Source organism: Nocardiopsis sediminis (assembly GCF_042650565.1).
GTDB lineage: Bacteria > Actinomycetota > Actinomycetes > Streptosporangiales > Streptosporangiaceae > Nocardiopsis_B > Nocardiopsis_B sediminis.
In genome coordinates this window covers 122,739-136,139 of record NZ_JBHSBH010000005.1, presented here as the reverse complement: position 1 = coordinate 136,139, position 13,401 = coordinate 122,739, and the positions used below count along the sequence as shown (strand labels likewise).

The 13,401-nt window shown below is 74.1% G+C and carries 10 protein-coding genes and 1 pseudogene; 7 read left to right on the top strand and 4 right to left on the bottom strand.

The features are described 5' to 3' along the window. Window positions 1–354 precede the first annotated feature (354 nt). Complete coding sequence (locus tag ACFOVU_RS07965; RefSeq protein ID WP_378531370.1) at window positions 355–2,547, top strand: SpoIIE family protein phosphatase; 2,193 nt, start codon at window positions 355–357, stop codon at window positions 2,545–2,547. A gap of 24 nt (window positions 2,548–2,571) precedes the next feature. On the opposite strand, the gene ACFOVU_RS07960 is transcribed toward ACFOVU_RS07965, so the two are convergent. Next, window positions 2,572–3,603, bottom strand: a complete 1,032-nt coding sequence (locus ACFOVU_RS07960; RefSeq protein ID WP_378531368.1) for an Lrp/AsnC family transcriptional regulator — start codon at window positions 3,601–3,603, stop codon at window positions 2,572–2,574. Between the two features lie 276 nt (window positions 3,604–3,879). Here ACFOVU_RS07960 and ACFOVU_RS07955 point away from each other — a divergent pair, with 276 nt between their 5' ends. From ACFOVU_RS07955 to ACFOVU_RS07940, 4 genes are all read left to right on the top strand, one after another. Further along, on the top strand, window positions 3,880–5,451 hold the full coding sequence (locus ACFOVU_RS07955) for an FAD-dependent monooxygenase (RefSeq protein ID WP_378531367.1): 1,572 nt from the start codon (window positions 3,880–3,882) through the stop codon (window positions 5,449–5,451). A gap of 56 nt (window positions 5,452–5,507) precedes the next feature. After that, window positions 5,508–6,962: an MFS transporter gene (locus ACFOVU_RS07950; RefSeq protein ID WP_378531365.1), complete on the top strand. Its 1,455-nt coding sequence runs from the start codon at window positions 5,508–5,510 to the stop codon at window positions 6,960–6,962. Between the two features lie 127 nt (window positions 6,963–7,089). Continuing rightward, the gene (locus tag ACFOVU_RS07945; RefSeq protein WP_378531363.1) at window positions 7,090–7,989 is read left to right on the top strand and encodes a LysR family transcriptional regulator; all 900 of its coding nucleotides are present in this window, start codon (window positions 7,090–7,092) and stop codon (window positions 7,987–7,989) included. Window positions 7,990–8,046: 57 nt separating this feature from the next. Continuing rightward, window positions 8,047–9,108: a tartrate dehydrogenase gene (locus ACFOVU_RS07940; RefSeq protein ID WP_378531361.1), complete on the top strand. Its 1,062-nt coding sequence runs from the start codon at window positions 8,047–8,049 to the stop codon at window positions 9,106–9,108. 95 nt (window positions 9,109–9,203) lie between these two features. On the opposite strand, the gene ACFOVU_RS07935 is transcribed toward ACFOVU_RS07940, so the two are convergent. Next, window positions 9,204–9,902 (bottom strand): DUF2848 domain-containing protein, encoded by a 699-nt coding sequence (locus tag ACFOVU_RS07935; RefSeq protein ID WP_378531359.1) that lies wholly within the window; start codon window positions 9,900–9,902, stop codon window positions 9,204–9,206. An 80-nt stretch (window positions 9,903–9,982) separates the two neighbouring features. On the opposite strand from ACFOVU_RS07935, the gene ACFOVU_RS07930 reads away from it, so the two are divergent. Further along, window positions 9,983–11,338 carry an MFS transporter gene (locus ACFOVU_RS07930; RefSeq protein ID WP_378531357.1) on the top strand — a complete coding sequence of 452 codons (1,356 nt, stop codon included), beginning with the start codon at window positions 9,983–9,985 and terminating at the stop codon, window positions 11,336–11,338. 20 nt (window positions 11,339–11,358) lie between these two features. On the opposite strand, the gene ACFOVU_RS07925 is transcribed toward ACFOVU_RS07930, so the two are convergent. Continuing rightward, window positions 11,359–11,994: a GntR family transcriptional regulator gene (locus ACFOVU_RS07925; protein WP_378531355.1), complete on the bottom strand. Its 636-nt coding sequence runs from the start codon at window positions 11,992–11,994 to the stop codon at window positions 11,359–11,361. An 89-nt stretch (window positions 11,995–12,083) separates the two neighbouring features. Between ACFOVU_RS07925 and ACFOVU_RS07920 the strand changes: the two genes are divergently transcribed. Continuing rightward, the gene (locus tag ACFOVU_RS07920) at window positions 12,084–12,875 is read left to right on the top strand and encodes a carbon-nitrogen hydrolase family protein (RefSeq protein WP_378531353.1); all 792 of its coding nucleotides are present in this window, start codon (window positions 12,084–12,086) and stop codon (window positions 12,873–12,875) included. 92 nt (window positions 12,876–12,967) lie between these two features. On the opposite strand, the pseudogene ACFOVU_RS07915 reads toward ACFOVU_RS07920, so the two are convergent. Beyond that, window positions 12,968–13,378, bottom strand: a pseudogene (locus ACFOVU_RS07915) (SMI1/KNR4 family protein); the annotation flags it as partial. Window positions 13,379–13,401: the final 23 nt, after the last annotated feature.

Here is a 13,401-nt window from a genome sequence, read left to right as displayed (position 1 = left end):
GCGGTGCGGGTGGGCGGCGCCGTGCCGCGGGCCGGTCCTTTTCGGGGGGCGAGCCGGTGCCGCGAACGACCCCTCCGCCGTCCGCATGTCCGCTACCGTACAGAACGACGTGGTGACGCAGAATCACCGATCTCCCGGGTGTTGCGCGTATCCTCTGGTCATGGGGCCGCGTTCGCGCGCCGGTCCGGCCGGCACCGGGGCACCGGGGCGGGCGGTGATCGTGTCCACGGACATGTCCGGCGATCGGCGGGTCGGGCGCCAGCGTGAAGGGCGGCGCCCTGGAGCGGGGGAGCTGTGCGGGAGCGGACGACGCCCCTTGACCAGCGTCAATGGGTGCGAAACGGGTTGGATCGCGTGGCCGATGGCCTCGTGGGCCTGCTGGGCGAACTCGGCGCGCACGCCGGCGGTGTCTTCCTGCTGACCGGCGAGTCCACCATGGAGCTCGCGGTGCTGGCCGGGATGCCGCGCGACATCATGCGCCCCTGGGAACGGGTGCGGCTGCCCTCGCCCATGCCCGCCGCCGACGCCTTACAGGAGGAGGGCGTGGTCTGGGTCGGCGGGCCCGAGGAGATGGCCCGCCGCTACCCCCGCACCGCCCTCACCCTGCCCTACGACTTCCGGATGGCCGGCTGCCCGCTGCGCATCAACGCGCGCGAGTACGGTTCGCTGTTCCTGGTCTGGCCCGCCGCGCACGGGGCCCAGCTGCGCCGCCGCGAGCGCGACCGGATCATCGCGGGCGCCACCCGCCTGGCCCGCATCCTGGAGCGCGCCGAGCGCGACGGCCGGCCCATCGAGCCCGGCCCCCGCCCCTACATCCCCGCGCCCGCGCCCGCGCGCGGCGACGGCTCCTCCGGCGACCCGATGGCCGCGCTCGTGTCGCGCATCCCCGAGGGGTTGTGCTCGATGGACGTCCAGGGCCGGCTGACCGTCGTCAGCCCGGCCGCCGCCTCGCTGCTGGGCGAGCACGTCGGCCGGCTGCTGGGCGTGCAGCCCTGGACGGTGCTGCCGTGGCTGAACAACCCGATGTTCGAGGACCGCTACCGGTCGGCCGTGATGAGCCAGGAGTCCACCTCCTTCGTCGCGCTGCGCCCGCCCGACCAGTGGCTGTCCTTCCACCTGTTCCCCGATCCCACGGGCATCAGCGTGCGCATCGTCCCCACCCACGCCGAGCGCCCGGCCGAGGACGTGCCGGCGCCGCCGCTGGCGCCCGACCCCGAGGGCGGCCTGACCGTGCCCTCCCGGGCCGGGGCGATCTACCACATCCTCAACCTCGCCAGCGCGATGACCGAGGCGGTCGGCGAGCAGGACGTGATCGACCTTGTCGTCGACCAGGTCATGCCCGCCTTCGGCGGGCAGGCCCTCGCCCTGCTCGCCGAGCAGGGCGGGACCCTGCGCGTCATCGGCTCCAGCGGATACGGGCCCGAGGACATCGAGCGCTTCGACCGCACTCCGGTGACCCCGCGCACACCGGGCGCGCGCACCCTGCTCACCGGGGTCCCCGCCTTCGTCGAGTCGCGCCGCGAGCTGGAGCGCGCCTACCGGTCGCGCGCCAGCGCCCACGACGGCATGGGCGCCTGGGCGTTCCTGCCGCTCATCTCCTCGGGGCGCTCGGTGGGCGCCTGCGTGCTCGCCTACTCCCAGCCGCGCCGGTTCACCGTCGAAGAGCGCTCCGTGCTCAACTCGCTGGGCGGGCTCATCGCCCAGGCGCTCGAGCGAGCCCGCCTCTACGACACCAAGCAGGCGCTGGCCCACGGCCTCCAGGTGGGCCTGCTGCCGCGCGAGCTGCCCAGCATCCCCGGGCTCACGGCAGCGGCGCGCTACCTGCCCGGCACCGAGGGCATGGCCATCGGCGGGGACTTCTACGACATCATCCGCATCGACGAGGACCGGGTCGCCGCGGTCATCGGCGACATCCAGGGCCACAATGTGGGCGCGGCCGCGCTGATGGGCCAGGTCCGCACCGCCGTGCGCGCCTACACCGACACCTCCGACGGCGAGCCCGGCCGCGTCCTGGCCCACACCAACAGCATGCTCGTCGACCTCGACCCGGGCCTGTTCGCGAGCTGCACCTACCTGCGGATGGACCTGAAGAAGGAGATCGTCGAGTTCGCCCGGGCCGGGCACCCGCAGCCGCTGATGCGCGCGCCCGAGGGCAAGACCCAGGTGCTGGACGTGCCGGGCGGGGTGCTCCTGGGCATCGTCCCCGACGCCCAGTACCCGCAGATCCAGCTGGCGATGCCGGTCGGCTCGGTACTGGCCCTCTACACCGACGGCCTCGTGGAGTCGCCCGGCGTGGACCTGGACGAGGCGATCTCCGGCCTCGCCGGCCGGCTGGGAGAGGTGGGCGGCCGCTACCTCGGCGAGGCGGCCGACGTGCTCACCCGCGAGGCGCAGGAGGCGCGCCAGCGCGCCGACGACGTCGCGCTGCTCCTGCTGCGCGCCGGCAACGGCCCGCACGGAAAGGTCGTCGACCCCCACGAACACGCCCAGGAACTCCCCCGCTCCGGCGGCGGCACCCGCCACACCACCGGCGCCGCGGGGCCCTGACCGGCGCGCCCGTCCGCGCCGGCGTCACGCACCGGTGGCATCGGCTCGCAGCGCCGGGTCCTCGGCCAGGAGCGGAACGGAGCGCACCGCCCGGCCCTCCGCGTCCAGGATCCGGCCGACGAGCTTGACGGTGCGCAGGACCACCGACCGGTCGTGGATCCGCAGGGTGGGCAGTTCGCCGCTCATCCGCCGTTCGAGGTCGTGTGCCTCCGCGGCGGTCCGCAGCCAGGCGTCGACGATGATGTTGTGGGGGCCCGCCACGAGGTTGCAGGCCCGGACGCCCGGCAGCGCGCGGATCCGGCCTTCGGCGTCTTCGAGGTCGAGGACGGGCAGCGAGCCGAAGTACACGGTGACGGCGCGCCCGGAGAGGTCGCGTGAGGTGTCGCACCGGAAGGTGATGAGCCCCGCCGCCTCCAGGCGCGCCAGGCGGCGGCGTACCGCTACGGGGCCCAGGCCGGTGCGTTCGGCGAGCTGCGCGAACGACATCCGCCCGTCGATGTTGAGCGCGCGGACGATGCGGTGGTCGGGGGCCTGGAGGGCGGTGCCGCGGTCCGGGCGGGTGCCGCCGCGGGGGTGCAGGCGGCGGCGCTGCTCGGGCGCGAGCGCACCTTCGCGCCACCGGCTGCCCTCGACGATCGGCCGCGTCACGATGTGGCCGCGCACGTTCGTGACGCCGGGGACGTGCTCCAGGCGGTCGAGGAGGTAGCCCGACAGGGCATCGAGGTCCGGCGCCTGTGCCAGCACGAGGAGGTCCCGCGCGCCCGACACCACGTTGACGGTGGCGGCCTCGGTGTCGCCGGCGATGACGCGCGCCACCTCGCCCGACCGCCCGGCCACGCAGTCGATCTCCACCAGCGCGCACGACGGGGTCGCGCTCCCGGCCGGGTGGGCGGTCACCCAGGCGACCCCCGCGGAGTGCATGCGCGACCAGCGCCGGCTGACGGTCGCGGGGTCGACCCCCAGGACCGGCGCCAGCTCCCGCCAGCTCACGCGCGGGGCCGACCGCACGGCGTCGGCGAGGGCGACGTCGAGTTCGTCGAATCCGGCGGCCGGCATGGGGTGTGAGGCGCCTTTCGTGCAGCGAGGACGTGGTTTCGGCGGATGCGTTGCAATCGCCGAGCCTATCCGCGGGGCGGCCGTACGTTGACAGCGGCCGCAACGGGACGGCCGCGGAGCGGGGAGCAGGCGGTGGACATCGCCTCGGGGGCGGGGGACACCTCCCCGGGGACCGGCGCCGGGACCTCACTGCACGGACACGGTCCCGCCGGGCCGTCGTCGCCGTGAACCCGCTCCGCACCGTGCAGTGCGGTGCCCTCTCCCTGGAAGGACCCCATGACCGACGCGTCCCACACCGACGTCCTGATCATCGGAGCCGGGCCCACCGGCCTGACGCTGGCGTGCGACCTCGCCCGCCGCGGGGTCGCCCACCGCATCGTCGAGCGGGACCCGGAGCCGAACCGCTTCTCCAAGGCCAAGACCGTCCAGCCCCGCTCCCTCGAAGTGCTCGACGACCTGGGCGCCGTCGGCGACGTCCTGCGGCGCGGTGTCGCCGGGCTCCCCGTGCGGTTCCACGAGCCCTCCGGCGCGACCGCGGACGGGCCCCCGATTTCGGCTCGGGCGCTGGGGTCGTTCGCCACGCCCTACCCCGATCCGCTGTGGATCGGCCAGTTCGACGTCGAGCACGCCCTGCGGCGGCGGCTCGGGGAGCTGGGTGGGCGCGTGGAGTTCGGCGCGGCGGCGGCCGGCCTCGACCAGGACGATGCCGGTGTCACCGTCGCCCTGCGGGGGCTGGGCGGCGAGCAGGCCGTCCGCGCCCGCTACGTCGTGGCGGCGGACGGGGGCAGGAGCGGTACCCGCAAGCTCGCCGGGCTTTCCTTGGCAGGAGAGACCTTCGAACGGCAGCGCTGGTACCTCGGGGACGTCACCGGTCCCGACCTCGACCGCGGCCGCATGCACATCTGGCCCTCCGAGCACGGCATACTCGGCCTCACCCCGCTCCCGGGCAGCGACCTGTGGCAGTTCCAGAGCCCGATCCTGCCCGGCGACGAGCCCGGCACCCCGTCGCTGGAGTTCTACCAGCGGCTGTTCGACGACCGCGCCGGCGCGGGGGCCGTCGTGCTGAAGAGCGCGACCTGGCTCTCGGTGTACCAGGTCAACGCCCGCATGGCGGCGGACTACCGCACAGGCCGCGTCCTGCTCGCCGGGGACGCCGCCCACGTCCACTCCCCGGCCGGGGGCCAGGGCATGAACACCGGCATCCAGGACGCCTACAACCTGGGATGGAAACTCATGAGCGTTCTCAAGGGCGCCCACCCGGACCTGCTGGACACCTACGGCGCCGAACGCATCCCGGTCGCCCGCACCGTCCTGGCGATGAGCACGGAAAAGATGGGCCGGACCATGGAGAACGCGGGCCGCGGCAGCGACGACGGGCTGGGCGCGGCGCTCGCCGGCATCAGCGACGGGTCGATGACCACGGGGCTGGGGATCCACTACCGCACGGGCCCCCTCACCTACCCCGGCGGGGACGGGCCCGGACCCGTGGCCGGCGACCGGGCGCCCAACGCCGGCGGGCTGGCGGGCGCGGGGTTCAGCGGCGACCTCTTCGACCTCCTGCGGGGGCCGCACTGGTCCCTGATCGCCTTCGAGCCCACCGGACCGGTCGGCTTCGGCGGCGCCGATCCGGCCGGGCTGCACCTGCACCGCATCGGCGCGGATCCGGGCGGCGCCATCGCCGACACCCAGGGCGAGTTCCAGCGCCTCTACCGGCCCTATCCGGGAGAGCTCATCCTCATCCGGCCCGACGGCCACCTCGCCGCCCGCGTCCCGGCCGGGCGCGCATCCGACGTCATCGACCACCTGGCCCCGTTCCGGTCGCACGGCGACCCTGTCCGCGGCGCCTAGCGACCGCCGGGGCGATCGCGCCCGCACACCCGTCCGGAAGCAACGGAGGGCACCTCATGCACAGCAGTACCACCGGATCGCCCGGCGGTGAGCCGCACACGGGATGGAGCGGACGGCTCGTCCGCTGGGCGGCCGTGCTGATCCTCGCCAACGTCATGGCGGACACGGTCATCGGGGCGCCGCTCCTCGTGCTCCCGCAGATGCTCGACCACTTCGGCACCGATCAGGCCGCCTGGCTCAACGCCAGCGCGATGCTGGCGGGGGCGATGTGGGCGCCGCTGCTCGGCAGGAGCGCCGACATCCACGGCAAGCGCAGGGTGCTCGTGGCGACGCTCCTCATGGGCGGTGCGGGCGCGCTCGTCTGCCTGGTCGCCCCCAGCATCTGGGTGTTCCTCCTGGGACGCCTGTTGCAGGGGGCGGCCGTCGCGGCCGTCTTCCTGTCGGTCGCGCTCATCCGCCAGGTCTGCGCGCCCCGGGTCGCGATGACCGCGGTGGGGGTCGTGACCTCCGGATCGGCCATCGTCGGCCTTGTCGACTCCTTCTTCTTCGAGGCCGTGGTCGCGGAGTTCGGCTTCAAGAGCGTGTTCGTCGTATCGGCGCTGCTCGCGGCGGTCGCGGCGGCCGGCGTGCGCACCCTGCTGCCCGAGACCCCGGTCACGGCGGGCGGCAGGATCGACGTCGCCGGGGCCGTTCTCCTCGGCGGGAGCCTCGCGGCGGTGCTCGGCTACGTCAGCCTCGGCCCGGAGTACGGCTGGCTCTCCCTCGGCCTCCTCGCCCTCCTGGCCTGCGGCGCCGCCGCCTTCACCAGGTGGGTCCTCGTCGAGAGCAGACGCCCCGAGCCCGTGGTCGACATCCGCAGGCTCGGCCGGCCGTTGGTGCTCACACTCCTCGTGGTCGTCCTGGGCGCCGGCGCCTACCAGAGCCTGCTCCAGCTCTTCGGCCTCATCGCCCAGGTCGCGCCGGACCAGGGACGGGGATACGGGCTCGGCGGCGGGTCGCTGGGCCTGCTGTTCGCCGCGCCGGCGGCCGGCGTGATGGTCGGGGGCACCCTGGCCGGATGGCTCGCGACGCGGATCGGGCCGGCACGGACACTGGCCGGCGGGGTCGCGATCGGGACGGTGGCGACGCTCGGCATGTTCGGGGCGGTCGCCCGGTTCCCGGCCGCGGTCCTCATCGCGGCCCTGCTGGGCTTCGCGGCGGGAGCGATCGTCGCGTCCGGCTTCAACATGGCGACGAGCGTGGCGCCCGCCGGTGGACAGGGCGTCGTGTCCGGCCTGGTCCAGGTCATGCTGGCGATCGGCTCGGTGGCCATGAACGTCGTGGGCTCGGCCGTGCTCGCCTCCACCGCCGTGGTGGCCGGCGGGGCGGCGGTGAACTCGGCCGCGGGCGTGCACGGCTACATCGCGATCGCGCTCGGCGCGTTCGTCGCCGCAACGGCGGTGGCCATCGCCCTGGCCCGGGGCGGGCGCCGCGCGGAGGCCGCCGCGGATGCGGCCCTGCCGTCCGGCTGACGCCGGAGGCGCCGCCTTCCGACGTGCGGCAACGCGGCCCCGGCCGGGCCCCGGCCGGGGCCGCGTGCGACGCTGGGACCGGTGAACACGATGGGCCGCCGGGCTCGTGCGGGACGGGGGCCCAGGGGTGGACGTGCGACAGCTGGAGTACTTCCTCGCCGTGGTCGACCACGGGGGGTTCAACCGCGCCTCCCGGGCGCTGTTCATCGCCCAGCCGTCGCTGTCGCAGGCGATCCGCTCCCTGGAGAAGGACCTCGGCGGCCCGCTGTTCCACCGGATCGGGCGGCGCGCGGTCCTCACCGAGGAGGGCCACGCGCTGATCGAGCCCGCACGCGAGGCGGTGCGCAGCCTGGATGCCGCCCGCGCCAGCGTCGAGGCCGTCCGCGGGCTGCGCACCGGCCGGGTCGTCATCACCTCCATGCCGTCGCCCGCGGTGGAGCCGCTGAGCAGCATGGCCGAGACGTTCGCCGCCCGCCACCCGGGGGTGGGCCTGACGGTGCGCGCGGCGGCCGTCCCGCAGGCGGTGGTCGACGCCGTGCGCACCGGCGCCTCCGAGCTGGGCCTGCTGTCGGCCCGGGAGCTGCCGGTGGCCGCGGGCGTGCGGCTGCACCCGGTCGAACGGCAGCGGTTCGTGGTCCTCGCACCGCCCGGCGGCCCGTTCGAACCGGGGACGGCGCTGCCAAGGGAGCGCCTGGCCGGGCAGCGGCTGATCGTGGGCGAGCCGGGGACGGGGATCCACCGGCTGACCGAGGAGATCCGGGCGTCCGGCGTGGACCTGACCATCGCGGTGGAGTCCGGGCACCGCGAAGCGGTGCTCCCGCTCGTGCTCAAGGGGGTGGGGATCGCCGTGGTCGCCGAGGCCTGGCGCCCGCTCGCGGCGCGGGCGGGCGCGGTGGTGCTCGACCTGGACCCGCCCGCGTTCCTGCACCTGGCCCTGGTCAGCCGGTCGGGCCCGCTCACGCCCGCCACGGCGGCGTTCCTCTCCCTCGCGCTGGCCGCCGATGCCCCTGATAGGTGCTACCTATAAGGCGGATCGCGGCGCCGTCTTGGACGCCGCACGTGCGGTGTTGCTGTAATCGGGACCATGACGAAGCATTCCATCGCCGTGATCCCGGGAGACGGGATCGGGCACGAGGTCACCCCCGCCGCGCTGGAGGTGCTCGATGCCGTGGGCGCGGCCCACGGCATCGAGTTCTCCCGCACCCCGCTGGACTGGTCGTGCGAGACCTACCTGCGCGAAGGCGCGATGATGCCCGACGACGGGCTGGAGCGGCTGCGCGGCCACGACGCCGTGCTGCTGGGAGCGGTCGGCTTCCCGGGGGTCCCCGACCACGTGTCGCTGTGGGGCCTGCTCATCCCCATCCGGCGGGCCTTCCGCCAGTACGTGAACCTGCGGCCGGTCCGGGTCTTCGACGGGATCGACAGCCCGCTGCGCGACGCCCGCGGCATCGACATGGTCGTCGTCCGCGAGAACAGCGAGGGCGAGTACAGCGAGATCGGCGGCCGGATGAACCGGGGCTTCCCCGATGAGATGGCCGTGCAGCAGGCGGTGTTCACCCGCACCGGGGTCACCCGCGTCGTGGACTACGCCTTCACCCTGGCCGGGCAGCGGCGCGGCCGGGTCACGTCGGCCACCAAGTCCAACGGGATCGTGCACACGCTGCCGTTCTGGGACGAGCTGGTCGCCGAGCGCGCGGCGTCCTTCCCCGGTGTCGAATGGGAGCAGGAGCACATCGACGCGCTCGCCGCCAAGCTGGTGCTGCGCCCGGGGCACTTCGACGTCATCGTGGGGTCCAACCTGTTCGGCGACATCCTCAGCGACCTCGCGGCGGCGGTGGGCGGCAGCATCGGCATCGCCCCCTCGGCCAACCTCAACCCCGAGCGCGAGTTCCCCTCGATGTTCGAACCGGTGCACGGCTCGGCCCCCGACATCGTCGGGCGCGGGATCGCCAACCCCATCGGCGCGATCTGGTCGGCCGCGATGATGCTCGACCACCTGGGCCACCCGGAGGCCGGCCGCCAGGTGGTGGCCGCCATCGCCGACGTGCTGGCGAACTCCGACGTGCGCACCCCCGACCTGGGCGGCACCACCTCCACCGGCGCGTTCACCGAGGAACTGATCCGCCGCCTCAAGAACGCGGGCTGACCCGCCCTGAACGCCCGTGTCCCGCACCCCAAGGGGGCGCGGGACACGGGCGTACCTGGCCACCGCGGGCCGGCGTGCGGGCGGACCGGCGGACGTCAGCCGATGGGGTCGGGCATCTGCCGGACGGTGTAGCCGACGCCGATGGTGTCGCCGGTGCGGGGGTCGCCCAGCTCGACGCGCCAGGCGCCTGCGAACTGGTCGACGCCCTCGTGCATGGGGATCGTGCCCGAGAGCAGGACCGTGCCGGGCTGAAGGAGGCCGCGTTCGCGCAGGATCTCCGCCCAGGCGTCGGGGGTCAGGAGCTCGGCGAGGGTGCCGCGCTGGATCTCGGTGCCGGCCTCGGTGTCGCCGACCCAGGCGGTGAGGGTCAGCTCGTCGATACGGTCGGCGACGTCGGTGAGGCGCCAGGCGCGCGCGCCGATCACGTCGGGGCTCGCGTTCTTGCTCCAGGCGACGCCGTGCACCTCAAGGGCGCGGTCGGTGTGGTCGCAGGCGACGGTGAGCAGCAGGTCCTCGGGCTCGGGTCCGGCCACGACCAGCGCCCATTCGGCTTCACCGGAGGTCCGCCCGTGCTGGACGGCGACCTCATCGGTCTGCTGGGCGAGGTAGGGCGAGACCGGGTACAGGGCGGGGGTGACGGTGGGAGCGGGGACCCCCAGCTCGGCGAGCTCGGCGACGTGCGCGCGCACATCCTCCTGGCTGCGCCCGGCGTAGCCGCCGTTCAGCAGGGCCTCGACCGCGACCTCGACCGCGGTCCCATCGTTGAGTTCTAGTTTCAGGATGGTCAAATCCACTCCCCGTACTTGCGCATACGTCTTGTATACGAGCAATATACCGACGAGGTCGCAATCACGGAAGACAGCAGGTGACACATATGGCACACACAGGGGGACCGGCGCCCACGCCGCTGCGTCCGGCACGGGGGGACGTGGTCCGCGCCTTCGTCGCCAGCCTCTCCGGCACCGCGCTGGAGTGGTACGACTTCGCGGTCTACTCCGCCGCATCGGCCCTGGTCCTGGGGCAGCTCTTCTTCCCCAGCCACGACCCGCTGGCCGCCACGCTGCTGGCGTTCTCCACCTACGCCATCGGCTACATCGCCCGCCCGCTGGGCGGGTTCGTGTTCGGCCGGCTCGGCGACGTGATCGGCCGCAAGAAGGTGCTGATCAGCACCCTCATGCTCATCGGCGTCGCCACGTTCCTCATCGGCCTGCTGCCCACCTACGACAACATCGGGCCGACCGCGGCGGTCCTGCTCGTGCTGCTGCGCTTCGCCCAGGGCGTGGGCGTCGGCGGCGAATGGGGCGGCGCGGTGCTGCTGTCCAGCGAGTTCGGCGACCCGCGCAAACGCGGCTTCTTCGCCTCCGCCGCCCAGGTCGGCCCGCCCGCAGGCAACCTCATGGCCAACGGCGTGCTCGCCCTGCTCGGCCTGGTGCTGACCGAGGACCAGTTCCTCTCCTGGGGCTGGCGCGTGGCGTTCCTGCTGTCAGGCGTGCTGGTGGTCTTCGGACTGTGGATCCGCGCCAAGCTGGAGGAGACCCCGGTCTTCCAGGCGATGGAGCAGGAGGGCGAGCGCTCGGCCGCGCCGATCCGCGACGTGTTCCGCGAGCAGCCCCGCCAGCTGATCGCCGCCATCCTCAGCCGCGTCGCCCCCGACGTCGTCTACGCGCTGTTCACGGTGTTCGTGCTCACCTACGCCACCCAGGAGCTCGGGCTGGAGTCGGGGACCGCGCTGGCCGCCGTGCTCATCGGCTCCTCGGTGCAGGTGTTCGTGATCCCGTTCGCCGGGTGGCTCTCCGACATCGTCAACCGGCGGCTGCTCTACGGCGCCGCCGCGGTCGGCGCGGCGGTGTGGGCGTTCGTGTTCTTCCCGCTGATCTCGGGCGGCTCGTTCGCGGTGCTGGCGGGCGGCATCGTGGTCGGGCTCATCCTGCACTCGCTGATGTACGGCCCGCAGGCCGCGTTCGTCGCCGAGCAGTTCCACCCGCGGCTGCGCAGCAGCGGCAGCTCGATGGCCTACACGCTGGCCGGCGTCATCGGCGGCGCCATCGCCCCGCTGCTGTTCACCTTCCTGCTCGCCCGCTTCGGCACCTGGGTCCCGCTGTCGGTCTACATCACCGTCACCGTCGTGCTGACGGTGATCGGGCTGCTGCTGGGCCGCAACCCGGTGCCCGAGGAGGACGACGAGGTGCTGGAGGCCGCCGCCGCGCCGGGGCCGTCGCCGTCGGCGTGATCACGCCGACGGCGGGCGGTTCAGGAGTCCAGCAGGACCCGGAGCGTGGAGTCGAGGTGGCCGGTGATCGCGCGGTGCGCGGCGCCGGTGTCGCCGTCGGCCAGCGCCCGCACGATCTCCTCGTGCTCGCGCAGGACCGCCCGGTGCCGGTCGGGGGTGGAGAACAGCGCCACGACCCCGGCCCGCACCTGGCGGGCGCGCAGCCCGCTGTAGAGCTTGGAGAGCATGTCGTTGCCGGCCGCCTCGACCAGGGCGAAGTGGAAGCGCTGGTCCCAGTCGATGAACTCGCGCCCGCGGTCGCCGGAGCACAGCGCGTGCTGCTCGGCCAGCGCCGCGCGCATGGCGTCGAGCGGGGCCGCTCCGGCGGCCAGCACCGAGCCGGCGGCGTGGCGCTCGACCATGCCGCGCAGCTCCATCAGCTCGCGGATCTCGCGCCCGGTCAGGGGGGCCACATAGGCGCCGCGCTTGGGGATCAGCTGCACCAGGTCCTCGGCGGAGAGCTGGAACAGCGCCTCGCGGATGGGCGTGCGCGACACCCCGATGCGGTCGGCGATCTCCTGCTCGTTGATGAACCGCCCCTGGCACTCCGGGTCCGCCAGGTAGGTGTCCTTGAGATACGCGTAGGCGCGGTCCCTCCCGGACGCCGGCACAGGCACCACTGGCCCTCCTCTTGTACACAATCTGTATGCAGCACTCTAGTATTCCAGCCCGGACCCCGGGACGACACGGACGGAAGGACGCGCCCATGCGGATCGCACTGAGCCAGATGTGCTCCACCGACGACCCCGCCGCCAACCTGGAGCTGATCCGGGCGGGGGTGCGCGAGGCAGCCGAGGTGGGCGCGCGCGTGGCGGTCTTCCCTGAGGCGGCCATGGTCCGCTTCGGAGTGCCGCTGGCGCCCGTCGCCGAACCGCTGGACGGGCCCTGGGCCACCGCGGTGCGGGCGATCGCCGCCGAGGCCGGCGTCGTCGTGGTGGCGGGGATGTTCACCCCCGCCCCCGACGGCCGGGTCCGCAACGTGCTGCTGGCGACGGGGGAGGGCGTCGAGGCCGAGTACCGCAAGATCCACGTGTTCGACGCCTTCGGCTACCGCGAGTCCGACTCCGTCGAACCGGGGGAGGCGCCGGTGTCCATCGAGGTCGACGGCGTCCGCATCGGCCTGGCGACCTGCTACGACGTCCGGTTCCCCGAGCTGTTCCGCCGCCTGGGGGCGGAAGGGGCCGTCGCCACCGTGGTGTGCGCGTCGTGGGGCGCGGGCGAGGGCAAGGCCGAGCAGTGGCGGCTGCTGACCCGCGCCCGGGCGCTGGACTCCACCTCCTGGATCCTGGCCTGCGGCCAGGCCGACCCCGCCGCCGTGGGCGAGGAGGTCACCGGCCCCGCACCGCGCGGCATCGGGCACAGCGCCGTGATCACCCCGATGGGCCGCACCGCCGAGGAGCTGGGCGCGGCGCCAGGCCTGCTGGTGGCCGACATCGACCCGGCCGCGGCACTGGCCGCGCGCGACACCGTCCCCGTGCTGGTCAACGGCCGCCTCTGAGGCGGTGGGGCGGCGTCCGCACGTGGGCGCCGCCCCTGTGCCTCTCGGGGATCTCACTGCGGAGCGGCCCGGGCCGTCGACGGGCGGCGGGGCTACTGCTCGCGCCGGGTGTGGTGATTCCACAGGGCGGTCACCAGTGTGGCGAAGTCGTCGTAGGGCTCGGGCTCGATCCCGTCGCCGGGCCACCACTCGTAGGCGGTCCACTCGCCATTGTCCGCGACGCTGTCGGCGTGCAGCATGAGGTGGTGGCCGCTGCCGCCGTCGTCGTCGGCGATCAGCAGCGACCGCTCCAGCAGCGGGATCAGGCCGTCGGGGTCCTCACCGGGGTCCGACCACGCGTCGAAGACCTGGGGGGCCACGTCGGGGAACCACCCGATGTCGGCGACCGGGTACAGGTCGACCGCGTAGGAGAGGGTGCTCCAGCCATTGCTGGCCAGCAGGAAGTTCCGGTAGGTCGGCGGCAGCCGCACCCCGAGCCGCTCCTCGGCGGCGCGGATCTCCGCCTCGCCCGCCGGGGGCGCGGTGG